The sequence below is a fragment of the Bradyrhizobium sp. CCGUVB1N3 genome (genome assembly GCF_024199925.1).
GTDB lineage: Bacteria > Pseudomonadota > Alphaproteobacteria > Rhizobiales > Xanthobacteraceae > Bradyrhizobium.
The window spans coordinates 9,040,413-9,062,152 of record NZ_JANADR010000001.1 but is presented as its reverse complement, the minus strand read 5'-3'; the positions used below and the strand labels follow the sequence as shown (position 1 = coordinate 9,062,152).

The window sequence follows — 21,740 nt, the reverse complement described above, 5'->3', positions numbered from 1 at the left end:
ATCTATTTAAGATGTCTTGTCGAAGTGAATCCTAGACGTCGGGAGGCCTCGATGGGAACAGCAAAACTCCTTCTCGCCAGCGCTGCGGCCATCGGCTTGCTTGCCTCGGCGGCCGTCGCCGAAGACAACATGAACGGAATGATCACCAAGATCGATCGGCTCAACAGCACCATTTCGATCCAGGAGGTGCAGGGCGGCACGGTCGGCGCCAATGGCGGTGCGACCGGCCCTGTGCAGGAGTTCAAGGCCAAGGATGCAGGCATGCTCGAGAGCGTCCATGCCGGCGATCGCGTGAGCTTCTCCACTGACGCCAACGGCAGCAAGACCATCACCAAGCTGCAAAAGGCGAAATAGGGGCGCCTCGCGCGCGCCAGCTACTTGCCTTCGTCAGGCCGCGGCTCCGGCTGCGCCTCCGATGTCATGAGCCTGGCGCGTTCCCAGCCGTCGGTGCCCTCGGGATACCAGGCGACGTTGCCGTAGCCATAGGCGAGCGCGCGTTTGGCCGCGTTCCACGACATCCAGCAGTCGGCGAGGCAGTAGATCACCAGCAGCGCCGACTTGCTGCCATGCGAGGCGCGCTCAAGGCCGCGGCGGAAATAGTCGTCCATCGCCGGCGGCAGCACGCCGTAGCCGGTATCGGGCAGCCAGATGCTGCCGGGGATGTCAAAGCGCGGCGTATCGCGCCAGACCGTGCCCACGGGAAGATTTTTGGGCTTCGGCGGGCGCGGCATCACGTCGATGAAGGCGCCCCTCTTCTCGCGCCAGATCGCTTCCGCCTCCGCCGTCGTCAGCACGCGCGCGCCGGCGAGCGTCGCCGGCACCGGCGCGCGGTAGTTGTCCGTGCGATAGCCCTCCGGCTCGAACGGCTCCTGCTGCTGCGCGAGCGCCGGCGCCAGAAGCACGGCGAGAACGAGCGGAGCGGCTAGATGCCGCTTCACGAGAACGTACTCATGGCGGTTGGGTCATTGCGATTTCGTCATTGCGATTTCGTTATTGCGATTTCTTGGCGGTCTCCGCGCCGAGCGGCCGGTCACTCTCATCGAGCAGCGGCACGCCGAAATCGACCAGGATCTTGTTGATCTCGGCCTGGTTATCCTGGATCAGCCGGTTGAGCTGCCGCTTCCAGTTCTGGTCGGCGGGACGCACACCCATGCCAATGCGATAGACGAGCTTCGGTCCGGTGGTTTCCTTCACCAGCGGCGTGACATGGAGCGGCTGCGCGGCCTTCTTGGCATAGAAGCCCGCCATCGGTCCCCACAGCACGCCGGCATCGATCCTACCGGCAGTGAGATCGTCGACCATCGCCTGCGCCGAATTGTCGAAGCGGGTGTCGATCATCAACGGATAGGGCTTTGCGTTCGCCATCAGGCCCGCGATCGCCATGTTGGTCGCCGGCGGGGTGCCCGCGATGATGCCGATATGCTTGCCCTTCAGCCGCTCGTCCTCGAGCGTATCCACGTCCTCGAGTCCGCTGCCTTGCTTGGCGATCAGCGCATAGGACGTGCGGTAATAGGGATTGGTGCCCTGGACGAGATCATCGCCTTGCGGAAATCCCATGATGACGTCGCAACGATGCGCGCCCAACGTCATGCGCACGAAACCGGTCGCCTGCGGGAAGAAGACGTAGTCGAGCTTCTTCTGGAGTTTGTCGGCAAAGAATTCCGCAAGCTTGTTCTCGAAACCTTCGCTCTTCTCGTTGGAGAACGGCAGGTTGCGCGGATCGGCGCAGACGCGCAGCACTTTGGGATCGACCAACTCGAACGAAAGATCGCCGCTGTCAGTGGTCTGCGCGCGTGCGGCGCCGCCCGCGACAGTTAATGCAGCAATCGTCAACACCGAGAACAACCAGCGACGATGTCGTCCGGCCTCCGTCATCGCGCTTCCTCCTGTTTTCTTGATTGAATGCTATCCATGGATCACTTTACGCGCCATGGTTGGCGAAGTTTCTTGCCGACTCGCTTGGTGACTCGACTTGCTGCAGTGCAATGCCGCGCGACGATCGGAACTGAGGCGTAAAGATGGCGCATGTCGCTCGGATGATTGCGGTGCTTGCCCTGCTGGGGCTACCGACGCTAGCACGCGCAACCCCACCTGAATTGCCTGTGAGCGAAGTCGCCCCCGGAATTTTCATGCACGCCGGGTCAATTGCCCTGATGAATTCGCAGAATCAGGGCGCGATCGCCAATGTCGGCTTCGTCATCGGCAAGGACGCGGTCGCGGTGATCGACACCGGCGGAAGCGTCCGCGAGGGCGAAGCGCTGCTCGCCGCCATACGGGCGCGGACCGACAAGCCGATCCGCTATGTCATCAACACCCACGGCCATCCCGACCACGTCTTCGGCAACATAGCCTTCGCGCGCGACGGCGCGAGCTTCGTTGGCCACGCGAAGCTCCCGCAGGCGCTCGCGACACGCGGGCCGTTCTATCTCGACAATTTCCGCCGAACCATGGGCGCGGAGCTGATCGATCCCGTCAGAATCGTGCCCCCGACGCTGCTCGTGACCGATACGCTGCGGCTCGATCTGGGATCGCGCAGTCTCACCCTGAAGGCCTGGCCGGCAGCGCACAGCGACAATGACCTGACCGTGCTGGACGAGACGAGCAAGACGCTGTTTGCCGGCGATCTCGTCTTCCTGGGCCATATTCCCGTGATGGACGGGAGCATCCGCGGCTGGCTCGGCGCGCTCAAGCAGCTCGAAACCTTGTCGGCGCAGCGCGTCGTTCCCGGTCACGGCCCCGTGAGCGATTGGCCCGCAGCGCTCGCCGATGAGCGCCGTTATCTCGAAACCCTGCTCGCCGACGTGCGCGCGCTCAATCAGAAGGGCGAGCCGATCAGGGCGGCTGCGGACAAGGCGGGCGCAAGCGAGCGTGGACGCTGGCAATTGTTCGACGACTACAACGCCCGCAACGCAACCGCAGCATTTTCGGAAATTGAATGGGAGTAGCAGGCGCGCTACGCTGCCGCCCTGCTTCGTCCAGCGAGAGCCGTGCGCATGATCAAACATTCGCTTCGCCTGACATTTGCGGCCGCACTGCTCGGCATGGCGCTCGCGGCAACGCCTGCGCGGGCTGAGGAGGCCTATGATCCCTGGCCAGGTCTCGTGCAGGACATCTTCAACAACCGCCCGATGAACGACGGCAATGACGTCATCGGCATCGAGATGCCTTATCGTGCGGAAGATGCGGCCATCGTGCCGGTCACGCTGCGCGCAAAGCTTTCGCCCGGCGACAGCAGGCGCATCCGCGCGATCACGCTGGTGATCGACCGCAACCCGGCGCCGATGGCGGTGAAGTTCGAGCTCGGGCCAGACGCCAACGTGTCGGAGATCTCAACGCGCGTGCGGGTCAACAACTATACCGACGTCCACGCCGTCGCCGAGCTCAGCGACGGGCAGCTCTATGTGAGCAAGACCTATGTGAAAGCGTCCGGCGGCTGCTCCGCGCCGGCGACGAAGAATGCCGAGGAAGCCAAAAACCGGCTCGGCCAGATGCGCTACCGGCAATTCGCGCGCGCCGATGAAGCGCCCGCCAGCCGGATCCGCGAGGCGCAGATCATGATCGGCCATCCCAACAATTCCGGCTTGCAGATGGACCAGGTCACGCAGCTCTATGTCCCTGCGTTCTTCGTCAACCAGCTCCGGCTCTGGCAGGACGACAGCCTCGTGCTCGCGGTGGAAGGCGGCATCTCGATCTCGGAGGATCCCAACATCCGCTTCACCTATGTCTCCACCGGCGCAAAGCGTTTCCGCGCCGAGGCGACGGATACGGACGGACACGTGTTCCGGAACGAGTGGGACGTCGAGAAGCCGGGGACGTGAATGGCGCCATTTGCACTGTCGCACCCTCTCCCCTTGTGGGAGAGGGTGGCTTCGCGCAGCGAAGCCGGGTGAGGGGTCTCTCTCCGCGGGTGAATCTCTTGCGATCGTGTTCGCGGAAACAACCCCTCATTCGGCGCTTCGCGCCACCTTCTCCCACAAGGGGAGAAGGGAAAGCACCGCTCGTGCGACAAGTGTCAGAAACACCTCACCTCGGCTTCGGCCTGGGCGCGCCTCAAATCATTGACAGCCGAGGTCGCCTGCTCGGAGGTGCGAAACTGGGTGCCGAGGTTTCCACGTACCTGAGACATGCTGAGCGCGGTTTCGGCGGTGACATATCGTTCATAGGGCACGATCGAGGCGACGACGTCGATCGAGCAGGAGCATTGCTCGATCGCCTGCCGGGTCTCGCCATTGGCCTTCATACAACCATAGACGTATTCGGCGCGCGCTGCGGTCGGATAATCATTGGCCTCCTCGGCCCGTGCGGCCATCGCGGTGGCGGCGAGCACGGCCAAGGCGGCGACAATCGGTCGTAGCTGTCGTGCTGAGATCATGGCCGTCCTCCCGCTGGTTGCGATGGAAACTATGCTATGCCTATTGTTCTGAAAAGCACACGTCTTAAGGAAATGGCCTGGAAGTGATGGGACGCCTGGTTCGAACATTGGCCGTATCGATTGCTCTCGCGCTGACGCAAGGCGGGACGAGCCACGCTGCGGACACAATCCGCCTCGCGGTTCAGAAAACCGGGACATTCTCCTGGGAACTGGCTGCGATCCGCGACCAGGGCCTCGACAAGGCCGCCAATCTGTCGCTCGAGGTCACCGAGCTTGCGAGCACCGAAGCCGGCAAGATCGCGATGCGCGCGGGCAATGCCGACATCATGCTGTCGGACTGGCTGTGGGTATCGCGCGAGCGCGCGCTCGGCGCCAAGCTGACCTTCTATCCCTATTCCAGCGCGCTCGGCGCGGTGATGGTGCCGGCCTCTTCGCCGATCAAGACGCTCGCGGACCTCAAGGGCCGCAGGCTCGGCGTCGCCGGCGGCGCCATCGACAAGAGCTGGCTGCTGCTACAGGCGCGGATGAAGCAGGACGGCATCGACCTCAAGTCGGACGCCAGCATCGTCTATGGCGCCCCGCCGCTGCTTGCCGCCAAGGCGCTCGACGGCGAGATGGATGCGAGCCTGAATTTCTGGAATTTCTGCGCCCAGTTGGAAGCCAAGGGCTTTCGCCGCCTCGCCGGCATCGAGGAGATTTTGCCCAAGCTCGGGGCCAAGGGACCGGTCGCTGCGGTCGGTTACGTCTTCGACGAAGACTGGGCGGCGAGCCACCGCGACGTCGTGGCGCGTTTCATCACGATGTCGCGCAAGGCCAAGGAGCTGCTGACGACCTCGGACGCCGCCTGGGAGAAGATCGCGCCGCTGACCGGCACCAGTGACCCTGCCCTGCTCCAGGCCTATCGCAACCGCTATCGCGAGGGCATTCCGCACCGGAGCATCGACGACGAAGAGGCCGATGCGCGGGTGCTCTATCGCGTGCTCGCCGAGGTCGGCGGCCGCGAGCTGGTCGGCCCCGCACCGGAGCTCGATCCCGGCACCTTCTATCACGCACCCGGCGGAGACTGACGTTGCTGCGTCTCGTCTCGTTTGCGCTGTTCCTCGCGATCTGGTGGATCGCCGCGCTGTTCGTCGGCGGAGCGAAACTGCCCTCGCCGCCTGCGGTGCTCAACGTGATGATCGCGGAAGCCGCCTCCGGCGCGCTGTTCCTGCATCTCGGCGCGACGCTGGCGCGCGTCACGCTGGCCTTCGCGCTGGCGATGTCGCTCGGCAGCGCAATCGGTTATCTCATGGGCCGCAACAGGCTCGCCGACCGCCTCGGCGATCCCTGGTTGATCCTGCTGCTCAACCTGCCGGCACTGGTCGTGATCGTGCTCGCCTATATCTGGGCCGGACTGACGGAAGCGGCCGCAATCGCGGCGATCGCGATCAACAAGCTGCCGACCGCGGTGGTTACTTTGCGCGAGGGCACCCGCGCGCTCGACCGCTCGCTGGACGAGATGGCGACGGTGTTTGCGATGTCGCGCTGGCGCACCTTCCGCCATGTCGTGCTGCCGCAGCTTGCGCCCTATGTCGCCGCCGCCGCGCGCTCCGGCCTGTCGCTGGTCTGGAAGATCGTGCTGGTCGCCGAACTCTTGGGACGGCCGAACGGCGTCGGTTTCGAGATCGGCGTCGCCTTCCAGCTTTTCGACACCCCGCGCCTGCTCGCCTATTCGCTGACCTTCGCGGCGGTCGTGCTCATCATCGAAACCCTGCTGGTGCAGCCGTTTGAAACCCGCTCAACCCGGTGGCGGCCCCGTGCGGCTTGAAGTCGACATTTTAGGCAAGACCTTCACGAATGCGGCCGGCGGCACCCACGAGGTGCTCGCGCCGGTCAAGTTCTCGCTCGGCGCCGGCGAGGTCGGTGTCCTCGTCGGCCCGTCCGGCTGCGGCAAGAGCACGATGCTGCGCATCATCCTGGGTCTCGACCACGATTTTCGGGGCGACATCAGGCGCCCGCCGAGCGCACGCATCGGCATGGTGTTCCAGGAGCCGCGACTTTTGCCGTGGCGCTCGGTCGAACAGAACGTGCGGCTGGCAGCGCCCGAGGTCGACGACGTCAAGCTTTCCGAGCTGTTCAAGATCCTCGAGCTGGAAGCCCATCGCAGCCACTATCCCGGCGAATTGTCGCTCGGGCTTGCCCGCCGCGTCGCGCTCGCCCGCGCTTTCGCGGTCGAGCCCGACCTGCTGGTGCTCGACGAACCCCTCGCCTCGCTCGACGATGCGCTGGCCGGCCGCTTGCGCGAGGAGATCGCAACGCTGGTCGCAAGCCGGCCGGTGATGACGCTCCTGGTCACGCACAGCCTGGATGATGCGGTGCGTCTCGGCGACCGCCTGTTCTTCCTGTCGCCGCGGCCAGCGCGGATTCTGGCCGAGGTGCCCATCGGCATCCCCCGTGGCGCGCGCGGCGAGGCCGAGATCGCCGCGATCAAGGCCGGCCTCGTGCGGCGAACGCAAGGCGAGCGCGCCGGGCGCGATGTCTCGTAGGCGGCCGCAGCAAGAGCGTGGTAAAACACGCCAGCGGCGGAGCGTGATCATGAAGCGAACGGTCGCCCTGACGATGTTCGGCCTCGCGCTTGTCGCGTCTGCGGCAAACGCGCAGGACATGATGCGCGACGTCGACCTCACCTCGCCCGCGATGATCTCGGCCGAAATGACGAGGCCGGAGGTCGAAGCCGTGCTGGCCAAAGCGAGCGCGGCCGCCCCCGCCGATTTCACCGGCAAGCGGCTGTCGGGCCTCGACCTCTCGGGGCTGGACCTCTCCGGCGCCATCTTCCGCGCGGCGCGGCTCAACAAGACGAAGCTTGCCGGCGCGCGGCTCGATCGCGCCATTCTCGACCAGGCCTGGCTGCTGGAGGCGGACCTTACCGGCGCAAGCCTGAAGGGCGCCAATCTGTTCGCCTCGCAGATGGCGCGGGCTCATCTGGACGGCGCCGATCTGGCCGGCGCGCGCATCGCCGCCGACCTTTCCGGCGCAAGCCTCGTTGGCGCATCCATCGCGGACGCGCAGCTCGGCGCCGATATGCGCAACCAGTCGATGGGCCTGATGCGGACGGTGCTGCGCTCGGCGAAGCTTTCGGGGTTGAATGCGCGCAACGCCGACCTGTCCCGCACCGATCTCGAATTCGCCGTGCTCAAGGGCGCCGACCTCACCGGCGCCTCGCTCAGGAGCGCCCAGCTCGGCGGCGCCGATCTCAGCGGCGCGACCGTCATTGGCACGGATTTCGAGGGCGCCGATCTCGTCTCGACCAGGCTGATCGCGCCGATCGGGCTTGACCGCGCGAAAAATTTCGACAAGGCAAGGAATGTCGAGCGCGTCATCAGAGAATGACGGCATGGGAGGAGCGGCTGATGATGCGTTGGTGTCTGGCTTTGATCGTGGTGGTGGCGTGTGCCGGCGAAGCTGCCGCGCAGAGCAAGGGCAAAGGCATCCGGCTCTGGAATCTGACCTCGGAGACCATCTCCGGCTTCCAGCTCTCGCCCGCCGGCAAGACCGAGTGGGGACCGAACCAGACCTTGAACGACAAGGACAAGGAGGTCGACCACGACGAGCGGCTGCGCATCACCGGCGTCGAGCCCGGCCGCTACGACGCCAAGGTCAGCTATCCCAACGCGCGGAGTTGCGTCGTGCGCGATATCGAGATCAGGGCGGACGCGGTGTTCTCGATCGCCGACAAGGACCTGAAGGACTGCACCAAATAGCGCGGCGGCTCAGGCTGCGGGCCTCGCAACGCCCGCATCGGCCCGGTCGTTGCTGTGCGGATATTCGCAGCGCCACCGTACGGCCTGCCACTTCGGATGCTCGCCGACCCATTGCGCGATATAGGGCGGCGCCGCCATGGCGCATTGCGTCGGCGAGCCGCCATAGGCGAACACCAGATGCTGCTCCTCGCAGGTGGTCGGCGAAAGCACCGCGCAGACAGTCACAATCAGATCAATCGGATTCATGCCTGAAATCCCTCATGGTCGCCAAGAGATAGCATGAAGGGGTACGCTGCAGGCGGCGGGAAGTTTCAAACCGGCGTGAGAATGCAGCGCGGAACCAGGCCTAGAAATTGACGCCGAACACCAATCGGGCCTGGTGGCGCTCGAAATTGACGAGGTCGAGATTGGCGCTCGCCCCCGCAGGACGTCCCCACACCTGGGTGCTCCAGCTCGCCGTCAGGCGCGAGCGCTCGGAGAGCTGGAAATAGGCCGTTGGGCCGACGAACAGCGCCTGGCCGGCGAGGTCGCCGAGCCCGATGCCCTCATACTGCCTGAAATAGCGCAACTCGCCGCCGAGCAGCATGTTCGGACGCACGCGCACCATGCCAGCGACCCCCGCGCCGATGGTGGAGCTCTTGTCGGACATGTCGGGAATCTCGAACCGCGTCCACTCCGGCTGATAGATCAGGTTGAGCGCGCCGATCGCGAAATTCGGGATGATCTCGCGATCGAATGCGAGGGTGAAGTCGGTACCGTAGCTGCGCGCCTTCGCGCCCGTCATTTCATCGATGCGCTCGCCGTGGCTTTCCGCGGCGATGGTCATCCCGAATGGCGCAGTCTCGCGATCGAGCAGGCGATAGCGCAGGTCGAGCGAAAACCCCTGGAAATTGAGCTGGCGGCGGTCGGCGATATCGGGGACGCCGGTGATGTCGTGCAGCGCGACGCTGCTGCCGATCTCGATGCGGAAGTTCGGCAGCGGCACCACCTCGATCTCGACTTCCTGACCGACCGCGCGATAGGTCCCGCCGCCCCTGCCGAACCGCCCCGTCGTCTGACTCTGGAATTCGCGCTCGCCCGGATTGCCGACATCCGATCCGATCAAGAAGCCGAAGATGTGCTCGGTATCAAAACCCTCCTCGGCATGCGTGCAGAACGGCGCGAGCGCGATACCGCATGCGACGACCATCAAAACTCCGTGTGCAATCTGCCGCATCCCCGCTCCCGCACGCGCGCCGCTCCAAAAGCGGCAACAGCGCTGACCGAGAGCAGCGTAACACAATGCGACGGTGGTTGAGTCGAGATTTTGGAGCGTGATCGTCGAAGCCGGCTCAGGTGTGGCTTCAGGCCACGACGACTTCAGGAAGGGGAGCGTTCAATTCGACACGCGTGGAGAACTTCGGGGGCTCTCTGACACTACCACGGCTTCAACGGTGTTGGCCGTTGAAGCCGCGGCAGGTCGTCAGGATGGTCCTACTTGCGCGAAGCGCAGGCGTACATGTTGATTTCCATGCCGACCGACACTTCCACGATCTTCGGAGCTTTCCAAGCCATTCGGGGTCTCCCAAGGTATTGAGCGCGACATCGCGCGAGCCAAAACCTAGGGCTGCATCGCCGATCACGCAAGCCTGTAATCACGCGTCGAACATTTCTTGTTCGATTCTTTGCAGACCGAGTTCTCTCTCGGGCAAAACGCCTTCACTCTTGGGCAAACGCGCGCGCAGCCTTGTGCGATGCGTCGGGAGACTTTCCCGAGTCCGATGCGGCGGGAGGTTTTCCCGACAGCGACGTCGGCTGATGTCAGCACTTCCTTAACAACCTTAACATCCCTTGTCTGCTGCTTGCGGATTGGCCTTTGCGCCTTCCGCGCGCTGTGCCGCCGTCGGCTGGCTCTGCATCTGCCGCTGCGCATCTTCCGACGACGCAGCCGTCTCACCGCTGGCGCGATTCATCGTGCTGGTCGGCGGATGCTGACTCACATCATTTGCAGAACCGTGCGACTGCGCCGAGCCGACGGTCACAGGACCCGAGCCTGCATCCTTGTCGGTGGTCGCGCTGCCGGTGTTGCAGGGACCTGCCATCGCACTGCCGACGCTCAAGACTAGGATGGAGCATGCGGTCAAAATCAGACGTTTGGTGTTCATCTCGATCTCCTCTCCTCCTCGCCGCGCTGCCCCGGCGCGATGCGGGATGTCGCGGGAGAAACTGGTCGACGCGTCCCAGGTTCCGGGTGGCGGGACAGAATTGATTGCGATGTAGTCGCACCAATGCACGGGATCTCGGAGAGATTCATGACCACGTTCTGCGGACGATTCATGACTCCACTGCTCGTTGCGGGTCTTGCATTTCCGGCAATTGCCGGCGAGCGCCGCGACGAGCGAGCCGCGCCGCGATCGGGCGCGACGGCAACCCTCACCGGCAAGGCAAGTCTCACCGGCAAGGAACGGCTCGGCCCGAAATGGACGGATGAACAGCGGATCGATGATTGCAACGTGCCGCCCGACAAGCGCGGCGCGAGCCTGCGTCCGATCACCTGCCCGAACGCGCAGACGAACTAGACGCAAGCCCGAAGCGGCAGCCAGGCGCTCATTTGAGCAGCCGCAGCAGGGCGCGTCCTGCGGGCGACCTCAGTTCCTTGGCGTCGAGCGTTCCATCTTTGTCAGGATTGGCCGCGTTGAAACGCTGCTCCACGACGGCGAGATATTCGTCCAGCGTCAGCGTTCCATCGTGATCCGGATCGGCGGCTGCGAGTTCCTTTGCGGTCAACCGTCCGCGCAGCTCACGCGCGTCGAGCGTGCCGTCATGATCTGGATCGAGCTTGGCGAACACCGCGGTCGCGGCCTTCTTCACCTCGGCAAGATCGAGCGTGCCATCATTGTCCGTGTCGAACATCTTGATGGCATTTGGGGATGCCGACCAGACGGGACCGCCGAGCAATGTGCCTGCAACTGCGAATGCAATGGAGCGACGCGATATCATCGAAAACCTCCCGGCTCGGGCGTCCCGGCGCGCCCATGGGATCGAAACAAGTTGCCAGCCGGGACCCTGGTTCGAAGTCTACGCGCCTCGTGGTGCACACGCAAAGCTGGCAACGCATGGCGGGGCAATCTTCATGCCGCGGAATTTCTCGCCAGCGTTCTTGCATGCAGTGCGAAACGACGAGCAGTTTACCAGGGGTAACTGGCATCCGACGTCCAACAATTCAGCAGCGAGTTTACGACTTTCGTATTGACGCATTTTGCGTTCCATCGGAGTGTTGCGATCGCAGCGTCAAAAGGCGCGCACATTGGGAGGAACGGATGAAACGCTTTGCGATGGCCGCGAGCCTCGTCATGCTTGCGTCGACGGGTGCAGGTGCCCAGACGACCGAACAGCTCGTCAAGGGTGCGACCGACACATCAAATGTTCTCAATTACGGCATGGGCTACAATCTTCAGCGTTTCTCGACGCTGAATCAGATCAACAAGGACACCGTCAAGAATCTCGTCCCGGTCTGGAACTACAGCTTCAACGACGATCGCAGCGAGGAATCGCAGCCGCTGGTGTACCAGGGCGTGATCTACGTGACCTCGCACAATGCCACGATGGCGGTCGACGCCAAAACCGGCAAGCAGATCTGGAAGACCAAGGTCGAGTACCCCGCGGAAACACCGCGTATCGTCTGCTGCGGCATCATCAATCGCGGCGCGGCCTTGTACGACGGCAAGGTGTTCCGCACCACGCTCGACGCCAATGTGATTGCGCTCGATGCCAAGACCGGCAAGGAGCTGTGGCGCGAGAAGGCCGCCGACATCAAGGAAGGCTATTCGATGACGGTGGCCCCGCTGGTGGCCGACGGCGTCGTCATCACCGGCATCTCCGGCGCCGAGTTCGGCACCCGCGGCTTCATCGACGGCTGGGATCCCGCGACGGGCAAGCACCTCTGGCGCACCCATTCGATCCCCTCTCCGGACGAGCCGGGTGGCGACACCTGGAAGGGCGATACCTGGAAGCTCGGCGGCGGCTCGACCTGGATCACCGGCTCCTACGATCCGGAGCTGAACACGGTCTATTGGGGCATCGGCAATCCAGGCCCGTTCAACTCGGCGGTACGCCCGGGCGACAACCTCTACACCTGCTCGGTGCTGGCGATGGATCCCAAGACCGGCAAGATCAAGTGGCACTACCAGTTCTCGCCGAACAATCCGTTCGACTACGACTCGGTCGCCGAAATGGTGCTCGCCGACATGAACGTCGAGGGCAAGCCGACCAAGGTGCTGATGGACGCCAACCGGAACGGCTTCTTCTACGTGCTCGATCGCACCAACGGCAAGCTGCTCGCCGCCAACCCGTACGTGAAGGTCAACTGGGCGACCGGCGTCGACATGAAGACCGGCAGGCCGATCGAGACCGATGTTGCGAAGGATGCGCGCGAGGGCAAGAAGGTCACGGTCTATCCGTCGATTCTCGGCGGCAAGAACTGGGAGCCGATGTCGTTCAATCCGCAGACCGGCCTTGCCTATGCCAACACGCTCAACTTCGGCGGCAAGTACAAGGCCGAGCCGGTCACCTTCAAGCAGGGTGAATGGTATCTCGGCATGGACCTCACCGATCCCTGGGAGTTCGGCGACGGACCGCGCGGCCATCTCAAGGCGATCGATCCCTTGACCGGCAAGTCGAAGTGGGAAGCGGCGAGCGACATCCCGCGCTTCTCGGGCGTCTTGTCGACCGCGGGCGGCGTCGTGTTCTCGGGCGCGCTGACCGGTGAGTTCGAAGCCTTCGACGCCGACACCGGCAAGAAGCTCTGGCAGTTCCAGACCGGCTCCGGCATCGAGGGACAGCCGGTGACCTGGCAGCAGGACGGCGTGCAGTATGTCGCGGTGGCCAGCGGCTATGGCGGCGTCTACTCGCTGTTCTCCGGCGACGAGCGGCTCGCCAAGGTGCCGCCCGGCGGCTCCCTGTGGGTTTTCGCGATCAAGCAATGACCACGGGTTCGATGTGCTGAAAGACACTTTGATCAGGACGGCGGCGACATTCGCTGCCGTCGCGGGGCTGGCGGTTGCGTCCGTAGCGACCGCCCGCGCCGCGGATGAACCGAATGGCAACCCCGTGCAGGCGCAGGTCGACCACGGCAAGGCGACCTACGCCGAAAAATGCTCGCATTGCCACGGTCCCGGCATGATGAGCTCCGGCACCATTACGCCGGACCTGCGCGCCTTCCCCGACGACAAGACGCGTTTCGTCACCACGGTGAAGAACGGCAAAAACAACAAGATGCCGCCATGGGGCGACATCCTCAGCGAGGACGAGATCACCGATCTCTGGGCCTACATTTCGAGCCGGAGACGGCCATGAGACTTCGGCTTGGGGCGTTCGGCCTTGCCGCGATGCTTGCGGCTCTCGCAACAGTCGCCGATGCAGCCGATCCGTTGCGAATATGCCTCGATGAGGACCGGCCGCCGCTGTCCGTGCATCACCGTGGCAAGCCGGGCGCAGGGTTCGACGTGACGCTGGCGGAGGCGATCGCACAACGGCTCGACCGGCCGCTCCAGATCCAGTGGTTCGAAAGCAAGCTGGATGAAGATTCGAGCCCGCAGCTCGAAGCCAACGCGCTGCTGTCGGACGGACGCTGCGCGCTGGTGGGCAGCTACGCACTGACCCGCGATTCCCTCGTCGTCCCCGGCATGAAGACCGCAAGGCTTCCGGATTTCGACGGCGCGACCCGCGACGACCGCAGGCGCCGCGTCGCGCTCGGCGTGCTCGCGCCGAGCCAGCCCTACATCTATTCGCCGATGACGGTCGTGCTCGGTCCGAAGGCGCGCGACCGCAAGATCGCCGATATCGGTGATCTCGCGGGTCTGCGTCTCGCCATCGAAAGCGGATCGCTCGGCGATGCCATCCTGATGACCTACGACAAGGGGCGGCTGATCGACGGCATCACGCATCTCGTTCCCGGCCGTGACGACCTCCTGGGCGCGCTCGACCGCGGCGACTATGATGCGACACTGCTCGATCTCGCCCGCTACGACGCCCACCGTGCCGCCCATCCCGACACCGCGATCACCGCGTCCGGCTATTATTATCCGATCGGCGCCAATCGCGGCTATGTCGGGCTTGCCAGCGATCCCGCCCTGATCACCGCCGTCGACAAGGCGCTCACCGAGCTCATGGCAGAAGGTAAGATAGCCGAGCTCGGCAAGCGGGCCGGGCTCACCTACCTGCCGCCACGCGAGCCGGCGATCCTCGGCGACGTCTGGAAGCAGATCATCCAGCGGTGAGACTCATCATTACGACGGCAGCGCTCGTTGTCCGCTGTCATGCCCCGGTCAAGCCGGGCGATGAGTGCGAGAGTGCAGCACGGCGCTCGCGTGCGCCCCGCACTGCTTCGCGCCAAAGGCACCGCGGCTATTTCCGTGCTATGCATCGTGGTCCCCTGACGATCCGGTGCCATCGTGAGCTCACCGACCATCCCGTCCGCTGAAGGCCTGCGCGGTGTCCTCTTCCGGGAGATCAAGACCGGCGAGCTCGTCAGAGCGCTGGTCGTCGTCGGCCCGCTCGTGGCGGCCTATTTCCTCTTCCGTGAAGCGGCGCTGCTCAATCTGGGACTGGTCGCGGTTTCCCTGCTCATTCCCGCGCTGAAGCTGCATCTCGCTCCGCGGGCGGTCGCGCTGCACTACCTCGCCATCGTCGTCACCTTCGTCATCCTTTTCCTCGCCGCTCCCATCAAACCGCTGTTCGTAGCGCTGACGGCGCTGGCCGGCTTCCTTGCCGTGGCCGTGACGCGCTACGGAGACGCCTTGCGGACGCTGGGCAATTGGGTCTTCATCCCGGCGGTCTATCTCGCCTGCGAGGTGCGCGAGGGAGTGAGCGCGTCCGAGGCCCTGCGTCATGCCGGCGTGATCGTGGCGTCGTCCCCGATTGCGCTCGCCCTCGTCTGCGGCATCCAGATCTATGACCAGCGGCGCCGCCCTGACCACGCACCGCCCTCTTACGGACCTGCCGCCGAATGGCTTCTGCCGGCAGCCGCAACGGCGATGGCTGTCTTTGCTGCAGCAGCCCTGGTCGAGGCTTTGCGTCTGGCTCAGGGGCAATGGGTGATGTGGTCGGCCGCAAGCGTCGTCGTCGGCGATCTCGCGGCGTCTACCGGGAAGCTGAAGCAGCGCGCCATCGGAGCGTTCGTCGGTGTCCCGCTCGGCCTCCTGGTGGGGATCACGCTGCCCGAGAGTCGCGCCGGCTATGCGCTCGCTGTTCTCGGCGCGACGCTCACGCTGATCGCATTCTCGCGCTATATCGTGGGCTTCGGCTTGCGCTGCTTCTTCATCGCCCTTGCGGCGTCGTTCGCGGGCGGGGCAAGCGGAATTGCCGAGGAGCGCGTGGTCAACGTGATCACGGGGGGCACGTTCGGCCTCATTGCAGTGGGTCTGACGGAAATCGTCTGGCGACGCGTCATGCACAAGGGCAGCGGTCCGTCACAAGCTTCGTCGTGAGATGAAGCTTGTCGCAAGCGCGCAAGCGCCTAGTGCTCTTCAGAGGAAACGGCGTTCTGCTGCGCCTTGTGGATCGACGACGGCACGACGCCGAAATACTTGCGGAACACACGGCTGAAATGTGACGAGCTCGAGAAGCCCCAGGAGAAGGCGACGTCGGTGATGGTTTTTCCGGCGTGGGCCTCGAGCTCCTGGCGGCAGTTCTGAAGGCGTGCCTGCCAGATGTAGTCGCTCACCGTCGTGCCGCGTTCGCTGAACAGCATGTGCAGATAACGCTTGGAGCAACCGAGCTCGGCGGAAATCTGGTCGATGCACAAGTCCGGATCACGCAGGTGCTCGCGGATGAAAAATTGGGCACGCACATACATCGCCTCGGGGCCGACCCGATCGAACATCGTGTCGGCCTCGCGCAGAGGCAGCAACAACAGGTCGATCAGCGAATCGGCGACGCCGACCGCGCTGTTCGCCGACAGTTTGGCGGCCTCGTCGAAAGTGGCGTGGACGAAGTCGTGGGCGATTCGCCCGGTGCCGGTGCGCGCGGTCAGCTTGCAGGCCGGCATCCGCTGGGACGGGAAGCCCCGATCGCGCAGCAGGGCCTTCGGCACGATCACCACGTCGTGCCGCGTGAAGGCGGGGCTGATGATCGAGTGCGGACAGGACACGTCATAGGCGATGATGTCGCCGGGCATCAACTCGATGTGACGGCCTTCCTGCTCGAAATAGGAGATGCCGTAGGTCTGGAAATGAATCTTGATGTAGGGGTGCTCGTTGGCCTTCGCGCGCGCATGCGTGTGCGCGATGCGATGCTGGCTCACCTCGATCTGGCAGAGTTTCAGGCGCGATACCGTGGTGTAGTCGATGCGGCCTTCGAGCGCGGTCGCTTCCAGCGGATCGACGTCGAAATGTCCACAGAGACTTGTCAGCCCGTCGACCCAGCTCTGGATCTGCCTCTTCGGCGTGAGTCCGGTCGTGCTGAGCGTATGTATTGTGTCGGACATGATCCCAGCCACTGATTTGATTCAAATCGCTATGGGTGCCGCCAGAGGGCCCCTGTCACGATGAAGCGACGTTTACCTCAAATTAGGGCGGTCTTTGGAGCAAGCGCCAGTGCTCCGTCTGCCATCCTTAATTGATGATCCTCCGCTTTAGTTGCAGCGCCGTCAAGGGGAACCTGAGTCCAGTGCCAGTGGCCCGGCAGCACAGAAGCTGCTGAATTCGCTACTGCAAAATCAAAAAGTTCGCGCCTTTGCGCTGTCAAGCAAATGCCCTTCTCTCTTGGGCAAGTTTCCCGTTTACGAACCGGTTACGGATTGTGCCAGGAACAACAAGAAACGGGCCGCACCTGAAAGCGGACCTGTGGCTCATATCCAGGAGGAGGAAACAGCACAGCATCGTTTCTGGTCCCAATCGTGACCGCCCTGCACGAGCAGACGCTGGACCCCAGTGCCCAGCGATACGCAATGCTTCGGAAACAATAAACGAGACCTAGGAGGAATGACTATGCGCAAGGCACTACTGGCGACCTTTCTCGGCTCCGCGGCGGCTCTCGCCGTCGGCAGCGCTTCAGCCAACGACGAACTGATCAAGATGGTGCAGAACCCGAAAGACTGGGTGATGCCGACTGGCGATTATGCCAACAGCCGCTATTCCAAGTTGAACCAGATCAACGCACAAAATGTCGGCAAGCTTCAGGTCGCCTGGACCTTCTCGACCGGCGTGCTGCGCGGCCATGAAGGCGGGCCGCTGGTCATCGGCAACATGATGTACGTCCACACGCCGTTCCCGAACAAGGTCTACGCCATTGACCTTTCGAACGAGAACAAGATCGTCTGGAAGTACGAGCCGAAGCAGGATCCGAACGTCATCCCGGTGATGTGCTGCGACACGGTTAACCGCGGCTTGGCCTACGGCGACGGCAAGATCTTCCTTCATCAAGCCGACACCACGCTCGTCGCGCTCGATGCCAAGACCGGTCAAGTCGCCTGGAGTGCGAAGAACGGCGATCCCACCAAGGGCGAGACAGGCACCTCGGCGCCGATGGTCGTCAAGGACAAGGTGCTGATCGGCATCTCCGGCGGTGAGTTTGGCGTTCAAGCCCATATGACCGCCTACGACATCAAGACGGGCAAGCTGGCCTGGCGAGGGTACTCGGAAGGGCCGGATGATCAGATCCTGGTTGACGACAAGACCACAGCTCTCGGCAAGCCGATCGGCAAGGACTCCAGCCTCAAGACCTGGCAAGGCGATCAATGGAAGATCGGCGGCGGAGCCACCTGGGGCTGGATCTCCTATGATCCTGCTCTGAACCTCGTCTATTACGGCTCCGGCAACCCGTCGACCTGGAACCCGAAGCAGCGTCCGGGCGACAACAAGTGGTCGATGACGATCTGGGCCCGCAATCCCGACACCGGAGTCGCCAAGTGGGTCTACCAGATGACGCCCCACGACGAGTGGGACTATGACGGCATCAACGAGATGATCCTCTCCGACCAGGCGATCAATGGTCAGGCGCGCAAGCTGCTCACCCACTTCGACCGCAACGGTCTCGGCTACACGCTGGACCGTGAATCGGGCGAGCTGCTGGTCGCCGAGAAGTACGATCCGAAGGTGAACTGGACCTCCGGCGTCGACATGGACAAGAACTCGCCGACCTATGGCCGTCCGAAGGTTCTCGATGCTGCTTCCACCGAGAAGGGCGGAGAGGATCACAACACCAAGGGTATCTGCCCGGCCGCGCTCGGCAGCAAGGACGAGCAGCCGGCAGCCTACTCGCCGGATACGCAGCTGTTCTACGTTCCGACCAACCACGTCTGCATGGACTACGAACCGTTCAAGGTCAGCTACACCGCGGGCCAGCCCTATGTGGGCGCGACGCTCTCGATGTATCCGCCGCAAGGCGAGACCCACATGGGCAACTTCATCGCCTGGGACGGCAAGACCGGCAAGATCGTGTGGTCGAACAAGGAGCAGTTCTCGGTCTGGTCGGGTGCGCTCGCAACCGCCGGCGGCGTGGTGTTCTACGGCACGCTCGAAGGCTACCTGAAGGCGGTCGACGCCAAGACCGGCAAGGAGCTCTACAAGTTCAAGACTCCTTCCGGCATCATCGGCAACGTCACGACCTATGAGAACGGCGGCAAGCAGTACGTCGCAGTGCTCTCCGGCGTGGGCGGCTGGGCCGGCATCGGTCTGGCGGCAGGCCTGACCGATCCGACCGCCGGTCTCGGTGCAGTCGGTGGCTATGCGGCGCTCAGCAACTACACGGCACTCGGCGGTACGCTGACCGTGTTCTCGCTGCCGAACTAGCTCAACCTCGTATCGTCCCGGCGCGTGGATCAACTCCACGCGCCGGCTCGTCTCCACGCGCGCTGTCGAGGAAAACTCTCTTGCGTAGAATCTGCTCTGTCATAGCTGCGATGATCTTCGTCGCGTCCGGTGGAATTGCGTTCGCAGACGGCTCGGACGATCCGACTGCCGTCAAGCAAAATGAAAATGGTGAGTGGCTCGATAAGGAAGGAAACCCGACCTACAAGATTTCGGCCGACGGCAACGTGGACTGGTACACCTATTCCGGCTACCGGCGCTATCACTCGGACTGCCACGTCTGTCATGGCCCCGACGGAATGGGATCCACCTACGCGCCGGCATTGAAGGACTCGCTGAAGACGATGAATTACGCCGACTTCCTCGGCGTCGTTGCCTCCGGCCGCAAAAACATCTCGACGGCGCAGGAGAACGTGATGCCGGCCTTCGGCGATAATCCGAACGTGGCCTGCTACATGGACGATCTCTATGTCTATCTGCGCGCCCGTTCCAACGAAGCCTGGGGCCGCGCGCGACCGGGCAAGCATGAGGACAAGATGGAGGCCTACACCAAGGCCGAAGACTCCTGTATGGGCAGGAAATGAACGTTTGGAGCTCGACCGAGATCACTTCTTGGCGTCTCCGGGAGAGAATTTGAGGAGCTTACGATGAAGACACGTGCCGCGGTCGCTTTCGAAGCGAAAAAACCGCTTGAAATCGTCGAGGTCGATCTGGAAGGACCGAAGGCCGGCGAAGTTCTGGTCGAGATCAAGGCAACCGGAATCTGCCACACCGACGCCTACACGCTCGACGGTTTCGACAGCGAAGGAATCTTCCCCTCCATCCTCGGCCACGAGGGCGCCGGCATCATCCGCGAGATCGGCGCAGGCGTGACCTCGGTGAAGCCTGGCGATCACGTCATCCCGCTCTACACGCCTGAATGCCGGCAGTGCAAAAGCTGCCTGAGCGGGAAGACCAACCTCTGTACCGCGATCCGCGCGACGCAAGGCAAGGGCGTGATGCCGGACGGCACCAGCCGCTTCTCCTACAAGGGTAAGCCGATCTATCACTACATGGGCTGCTCGACCTTCTCGAACTTCACGGTGCTGCCGGAGATCGCGGTCGCCAAGATCCGCGAGGATGCCCCCTTCGACAAGAGCTGCTACATCGGCTGCGGTGTCACGACCGGCGTCGGCGCCGTCGTCAACACCGCCAAGGTCACGCCGGGCTCCAACGTCGTGGTGTTCGGTCTCGGCGGCATCGGTCTCAACGTCATCCAGGGCGCCAAGATGGCCGGCGCCGACAAGATCATCGGCGTCGACATCAACGACTCCAAGGAGGATTGGGGCCGCAGGTTCGGCATGACGCACTTCGTCAACCCCAAGAAGGTGACCGGCGACATCGTCCAGCATCTGGTGACGCTGACCGATGGCGGCGCCGACTACACCTTCGACTGTACCGGCAACACCACGGTGATGCGCCAGGCCCTGGAATGCTGTCATCGTGGCTGGGGAACCTCGATCATCATCGGTGTTGCGGAAGCCGGCAAGGAGATCGCCACACGTCCGTTCCAGCTCGTCACCGGGCGCAACTGGAGAGGCACCGCGTTCGGCGGCGCGCGCGGCCGCACCGACGTGCCCAAGATCGTCGACTGGTACATGAACGGAAAGATCCAGATCGATCCCATGATCACCCACGTGCTGAAGCTCGAAGACATCAACAAGGGCTTCGACCTGATGCACGAGGGCAAATCGATCCGCTCGGTCGTCGTCTACTAAACCAGAACCATCACCCACTAGGAGGATCGTCCCATGACTGTTGCTCTCCATCCCTCGATCGACAATGGCCTCAAACACGGCAGCGGCAGCTTTGCCGGCGGCACGCTGGCCTGCAAATGCAAGGACCACGCGGTCAAGGTCGGTATCAAGGGCGACGTGGCGCACAACCACGCCTGCGGCTGCACCAAGTGCTGGAAGCCGCAGGGCGCGACGTTCTCCGTCGTCGCCGTGGTGCCGCGCCAGAACGTCTCCGTGCTCGAGAACGGCGACAAGCTGCAGATCGTCGACCCCTCGGCGGTGATCCAGCGCTACGCCTGCAAGGCCTGCGGCACGCACATGTACGGCCGCATCGAGAACAAGGGCCACCCGTTCTACGGCCTCGACTTCATCCATCCCGAGCTGTTCCAGGAGCAGGGCTCGCAGGCACCGCAATTTGCCGCCTTCGTCTCCTCGGTGATCGAATCGGGCGTGAAGCCGGAGCAGATGGCCGGCATCCGTTCGCGGCTGAAGGAAATCGGGCTCGAGCCCTATGACTGTCTGTCGCCGGCACTGATGGACGCGATCGCGACACATGTCGCGAAGGCCAAGGCTGCGTAAGGCCGAGGCTGCCTAGGTACAAGGCCGCTTGACGGCTGCCTGAGGCAACGCGTTCATCCTTGCCGCTCCTCTCGGCTCGCTGGTCTGAAGCACCGCCAGCGAGCCGGTTGTACCTTGAGGATTGGGCGCGAACCGGATGGTGGGCATTGCCGCCTCATTCGATCATGAGGCGACGGGTTCCCTCAGCATCGAGATTTGTACACTCCGCAGCGTCGCCAGCCCACAAAGCCTGCGCCGCTGCGTTCTCCCTCCCTCGACTGAGGTCTCCTGCTTCGTCCGCGCAGTCCCGCCGGACGAAGCTTTTTTATGTCAGTTGCAACGATGCTCTGCTGCGCCGCGCAACGGGCGAGCGACGGGTCGCGCCCAGCTTTTGACAAATCGCGGATACAATCTGGTGGCGAGCACAAGCGGCTGTGATGCCCGCGGTGTCCGGTTTCTGCTAGCATCATGCTCGTCACGATGCCGCGCCAAATTCATCAAATAAGAA

At 63.6% G+C, this 21,740-nt stretch carries 26 protein-coding genes; 17 read left to right on the top strand and 9 right to left on the bottom strand.

Annotation, left to right across the window (positions count from 1 at the left end):
- Positions 1–51 precede the first annotated feature (51 nt).
- On the top strand, positions 52–354 hold the full coding sequence (locus NLM33_RS42800; RefSeq protein ID WP_254104411.1) for a copper-binding protein: 303 nt from the start codon (positions 52–54) through the stop codon (positions 352–354).
- 20 nt (positions 355–374) lie between these two features.
- Here the strand turns inward: NLM33_RS42800 and NLM33_RS42795 are convergent, their stop codons facing one another.
- Both NLM33_RS42795 and NLM33_RS42790 read right to left on the bottom strand, forming a co-directional pair.
- Complete coding sequence (locus NLM33_RS42795) at positions 375–938, bottom strand: PQQ-dependent catabolism-associated CXXCW motif protein (RefSeq protein ID WP_254104410.1); 564 nt, start codon at positions 936–938, stop codon at positions 375–377.
- A 52-nt stretch (positions 939–990) separates the two neighbouring features.
- Positions 991–1,875 (bottom strand): substrate-binding domain-containing protein, encoded by an 885-nt coding sequence (locus NLM33_RS42790; protein ID WP_254104409.1) that lies wholly within the window; start codon positions 1,873–1,875, stop codon positions 991–993.
- 143 nt (positions 1,876–2,018) lie between these two features.
- Here NLM33_RS42790 and NLM33_RS42785 point away from each other — a divergent pair, with 143 nt between their 5' ends.
- Positions 2,019–2,945 carry a quinoprotein relay system zinc metallohydrolase 2 gene (locus NLM33_RS42785; protein ID WP_254104408.1) on the top strand — a complete coding sequence of 309 codons (927 nt, stop codon included), beginning with the start codon at positions 2,019–2,021 and terminating at the stop codon, positions 2,943–2,945.
- 48 nt (positions 2,946–2,993) lie between these two features.
- The gene (locus NLM33_RS42780) at positions 2,994–3,818 is read left to right on the top strand and encodes a quinoprotein dehydrogenase-associated SoxYZ-like carrier (protein ID WP_254104407.1); all 825 of its coding nucleotides are present in this window, start codon (positions 2,994–2,996) and stop codon (positions 3,816–3,818) included.
- Positions 3,819–4,012: 194 nt separating this feature from the next.
- Here the strand turns inward: NLM33_RS42780 and NLM33_RS42775 are convergent, their stop codons facing one another.
- Positions 4,013–4,372 (bottom strand): hypothetical protein, encoded by a 360-nt coding sequence (locus tag NLM33_RS42775; RefSeq protein ID WP_254104406.1) that lies wholly within the window; start codon positions 4,370–4,372, stop codon positions 4,013–4,015.
- Between the two features lie 86 nt (positions 4,373–4,458).
- Between NLM33_RS42775 and NLM33_RS42770 the strand changes: the two genes are divergently transcribed.
- Genes NLM33_RS42770 through NLM33_RS42750 form a run of 5 tightly spaced genes read left to right on the top strand, consistent with a single transcriptional unit; the run spans position 4,459 to position 8,112 of the window.
- Positions 4,459–5,439, top strand: a complete 981-nt coding sequence (locus NLM33_RS42770; RefSeq protein WP_254104405.1) for an ABC transporter substrate-binding protein — start codon at positions 4,459–4,461, stop codon at positions 5,437–5,439.
- Between the two features lie 2 nt (positions 5,440–5,441).
- Positions 5,442–6,179, top strand: coding sequence for an ABC transporter permease (locus tag NLM33_RS42765; RefSeq protein WP_254104404.1), 738 nt, complete (start codon positions 5,442–5,444; stop codon positions 6,177–6,179).
- Positions 6,169–6,897, top strand: a complete 729-nt coding sequence (locus NLM33_RS42760) for an ABC transporter ATP-binding protein (RefSeq protein WP_254104403.1) — start codon at positions 6,169–6,171, stop codon at positions 6,895–6,897. The genes NLM33_RS42765 and NLM33_RS42760 overlap by 11 nt, the downstream gene beginning before the upstream one ends.
- A gap of 49 nt (positions 6,898–6,946) precedes the next feature.
- The gene (locus tag NLM33_RS42755) at positions 6,947–7,741 is read left to right on the top strand and encodes a pentapeptide repeat-containing protein (protein WP_254104402.1); all 795 of its coding nucleotides are present in this window, start codon (positions 6,947–6,949) and stop codon (positions 7,739–7,741) included.
- A 23-nt stretch (positions 7,742–7,764) separates the two neighbouring features.
- On the top strand, positions 7,765–8,112 hold the full coding sequence (locus NLM33_RS42750; protein WP_371930179.1) for a hypothetical protein: 348 nt from the start codon (positions 7,765–7,767) through the stop codon (positions 8,110–8,112).
- Positions 8,113–8,121: 9 nt separating this feature from the next.
- Here the strand turns inward: NLM33_RS42750 and NLM33_RS42745 are convergent, their stop codons facing one another.
- From NLM33_RS42745 to NLM33_RS42730, 4 genes are all read right to left on the bottom strand, one after another.
- On the bottom strand, positions 8,122–8,358 hold the full coding sequence (locus tag NLM33_RS42745; protein ID WP_254104400.1) for a hypothetical protein: 237 nt from the start codon (positions 8,356–8,358) through the stop codon (positions 8,122–8,124).
- 100 nt (positions 8,359–8,458) lie between these two features.
- Positions 8,459–9,328, bottom strand: coding sequence for a hypothetical protein (locus NLM33_RS42740; protein ID WP_254104399.1), 870 nt, complete (start codon positions 9,326–9,328; stop codon positions 8,459–8,461).
- A gap of 257 nt (positions 9,329–9,585) precedes the next feature.
- Positions 9,586–9,666, bottom strand: a complete 81-nt coding sequence (gene pqqA, locus NLM33_RS42735; protein WP_035663753.1) for a pyrroloquinoline quinone precursor peptide PqqA — start codon at positions 9,664–9,666, stop codon at positions 9,586–9,588.
- A 266-nt stretch (positions 9,667–9,932) separates the two neighbouring features.
- Complete coding sequence (locus NLM33_RS42730; protein ID WP_254104398.1) at positions 9,933–10,256, bottom strand: hypothetical protein; 324 nt, start codon at positions 10,254–10,256, stop codon at positions 9,933–9,935.
- Between the two features lie 147 nt (positions 10,257–10,403).
- Between NLM33_RS42730 and NLM33_RS42725 the strand changes: the two genes are divergently transcribed.
- Positions 10,404–10,670, top strand: coding sequence for a hypothetical protein (locus NLM33_RS42725; RefSeq protein WP_254104397.1), 267 nt, complete (start codon positions 10,404–10,406; stop codon positions 10,668–10,670).
- A 28-nt stretch (positions 10,671–10,698) separates the two neighbouring features.
- On the opposite strand, the gene NLM33_RS42720 is transcribed toward NLM33_RS42725, so the two are convergent.
- Complete coding sequence (locus NLM33_RS42720) at positions 10,699–11,091, bottom strand: EF-hand domain-containing protein (RefSeq protein ID WP_254104396.1); 393 nt, start codon at positions 11,089–11,091, stop codon at positions 10,699–10,701.
- Positions 11,092–11,411: 320 nt separating this feature from the next.
- On the opposite strand from NLM33_RS42720, the gene NLM33_RS42715 reads away from it, so the two are divergent.
- The 4 genes from NLM33_RS42715 (at position 11,412) to NLM33_RS42700 (ending at position 15,578) form a co-directional block, all read left to right on the top strand.
- Complete coding sequence (locus NLM33_RS42715; RefSeq protein ID WP_254104395.1) at positions 11,412–13,076, top strand: methanol/ethanol family PQQ-dependent dehydrogenase; 1,665 nt, start codon at positions 11,412–11,414, stop codon at positions 13,074–13,076.
- 13 nt (positions 13,077–13,089) lie between these two features.
- On the top strand, positions 13,090–13,446 hold the full coding sequence (locus NLM33_RS42710; RefSeq protein ID WP_254104394.1) for a cytochrome c: 357 nt from the start codon (positions 13,090–13,092) through the stop codon (positions 13,444–13,446).
- Positions 13,443–14,369, top strand: a complete 927-nt coding sequence (locus tag NLM33_RS42705) for an ABC transporter substrate-binding protein (protein WP_254104393.1) — start codon at positions 13,443–13,445, stop codon at positions 14,367–14,369. The genes NLM33_RS42710 and NLM33_RS42705 overlap by 4 nt, the downstream gene beginning before the upstream one ends.
- A 174-nt stretch (positions 14,370–14,543) precedes the next feature.
- Positions 14,544–15,578 (top strand): FUSC family protein, encoded by a 1,035-nt coding sequence (locus NLM33_RS42700; protein WP_254104392.1) that lies wholly within the window; start codon positions 14,544–14,546, stop codon positions 15,576–15,578.
- A 29-nt stretch (positions 15,579–15,607) separates the two neighbouring features.
- Here the strand turns inward: NLM33_RS42700 and NLM33_RS42695 are convergent, their stop codons facing one another.
- Positions 15,608–16,576: a helix-turn-helix domain-containing protein gene (locus tag NLM33_RS42695; protein WP_254104391.1), complete on the bottom strand. Its 969-nt coding sequence runs from the start codon at positions 16,574–16,576 to the stop codon at positions 15,608–15,610.
- A 502-nt stretch (positions 16,577–17,078) separates the two neighbouring features.
- Here NLM33_RS42695 and xoxF5 point away from each other — a divergent pair.
- The 4 genes from xoxF5 to gfa all read left to right on the top strand — a co-directional run bounded on the left by xoxF5 (position 17,079) and on the right by gfa (position 21,253).
- Complete coding sequence (xoxF5, locus tag NLM33_RS42690) at positions 17,079–18,881, top strand: lanthanide-dependent methanol dehydrogenase XoxF5 (RefSeq protein WP_254104390.1); 1,803 nt, start codon at positions 17,079–17,081, stop codon at positions 18,879–18,881.
- A gap of 110 nt (positions 18,882–18,991) precedes the next feature.
- Entirely contained in the window at positions 18,992–19,483 is a 492-nt protein-coding gene (locus NLM33_RS42685; protein ID WP_254106150.1) for a c-type cytochrome, methanol metabolism-related, read from the top strand.
- Between the two features lie 63 nt (positions 19,484–19,546).
- The gene (locus NLM33_RS42680; RefSeq protein WP_254104389.1) at positions 19,547–20,656 is read left to right on the top strand and encodes an S-(hydroxymethyl)glutathione dehydrogenase/class III alcohol dehydrogenase; all 1,110 of its coding nucleotides are present in this window, start codon (positions 19,547–19,549) and stop codon (positions 20,654–20,656) included.
- A gap of 33 nt (positions 20,657–20,689) precedes the next feature.
- Entirely contained in the window at positions 20,690–21,253 is a 564-nt protein-coding gene (gene gfa / locus NLM33_RS42675; protein ID WP_254104388.1) for an S-(hydroxymethyl)glutathione synthase, read from the top strand.
- Positions 21,254–21,740 lie beyond the last annotated feature (487 nt).

Bases quoted from the DNA above. Each gene is read 5' to 3' on its own strand.
- NLM33_RS42800 (WP_254104411.1), top strand. From the start codon at position 52: ATGGGAACAGCAAAACTCCTTCTCGCCAGCGCTGCGGCCATCGGCTTG.
- NLM33_RS42790 (WP_254104409.1), bottom strand. From the start codon at position 1,875: ATGACGGAGGCCGGACGACATCGTCGCTGGTTGTTCTCGGTGTTGACG.
- NLM33_RS42785 (WP_254104408.1), top strand. From the start codon at position 2,019: ATGGCGCATGTCGCTCGGATGATTGCGGTGCTTGCCCTGCTGGGGCTA.
- NLM33_RS42780 (WP_254104407.1), top strand. From the start codon at position 2,994: ATGATCAAACATTCGCTTCGCCTGACATTTGCGGCCGCACTGCTCGGC.
- NLM33_RS42775 (WP_254104406.1), bottom strand. From the start codon at position 4,372: ATGATCTCAGCACGACAGCTACGACCGATTGTCGCCGCCTTGGCCGTG.
- NLM33_RS42770 (WP_254104405.1), top strand. From the start codon at position 4,459: ATGGGACGCCTGGTTCGAACATTGGCCGTATCGATTGCTCTCGCGCTG.
- NLM33_RS42755 (WP_254104402.1), top strand. From the start codon at position 6,947: ATGAAGCGAACGGTCGCCCTGACGATGTTCGGCCTCGCGCTTGTCGCG.
- NLM33_RS42750 (WP_371930179.1), top strand. From the start codon at position 7,765: ATGCGTTGGTGTCTGGCTTTGATCGTGGTGGTGGCGTGTGCCGGCGAA.
- NLM33_RS42745 (WP_254104400.1), bottom strand. From the start codon at position 8,358: ATGAATCCGATTGATCTGATTGTGACTGTCTGCGCGGTGCTTTCGCCG.
- NLM33_RS42740 (WP_254104399.1), bottom strand. From the start codon at position 9,328: ATGCGGCAGATTGCACACGGAGTTTTGATGGTCGTCGCATGCGGTATC.
- pqqA (WP_035663753.1), bottom strand. From the start codon at position 9,666: ATGGCTTGGAAAGCTCCGAAGATCGTGGAAGTGTCGGTCGGCATGGAA.
- NLM33_RS42730 (WP_254104398.1), bottom strand. From the start codon at position 10,256: ATGAACACCAAACGTCTGATTTTGACCGCATGCTCCATCCTAGTCTTG.
- NLM33_RS42725 (WP_254104397.1), top strand. From the start codon at position 10,404: ATGACCACGTTCTGCGGACGATTCATGACTCCACTGCTCGTTGCGGGT.
- NLM33_RS42720 (WP_254104396.1), bottom strand. From the start codon at position 11,091: ATGATATCGCGTCGCTCCATTGCATTCGCAGTTGCAGGCACATTGCTC.
- NLM33_RS42715 (WP_254104395.1), top strand. From the start codon at position 11,412: ATGAAACGCTTTGCGATGGCCGCGAGCCTCGTCATGCTTGCGTCGACG.
- NLM33_RS42705 (WP_254104393.1), top strand. From the start codon at position 13,443: ATGAGACTTCGGCTTGGGGCGTTCGGCCTTGCCGCGATGCTTGCGGCT.
- NLM33_RS42695 (WP_254104391.1), bottom strand. From the start codon at position 16,576: ATGTCCGACACAATACATACGCTCAGCACGACCGGACTCACGCCGAAG.
- xoxF5 (WP_254104390.1), top strand. From the start codon at position 17,079: ATGCGCAAGGCACTACTGGCGACCTTTCTCGGCTCCGCGGCGGCTCTC.
- NLM33_RS42685 (WP_254106150.1), top strand. From the start codon at position 18,992: ATGATCTTCGTCGCGTCCGGTGGAATTGCGTTCGCAGACGGCTCGGAC.
- NLM33_RS42680 (WP_254104389.1), top strand. From the start codon at position 19,547: ATGAAGACACGTGCCGCGGTCGCTTTCGAAGCGAAAAAACCGCTTGAA.
- gfa (WP_254104388.1), top strand. From the start codon at position 20,690: ATGACTGTTGCTCTCCATCCCTCGATCGACAATGGCCTCAAACACGGC.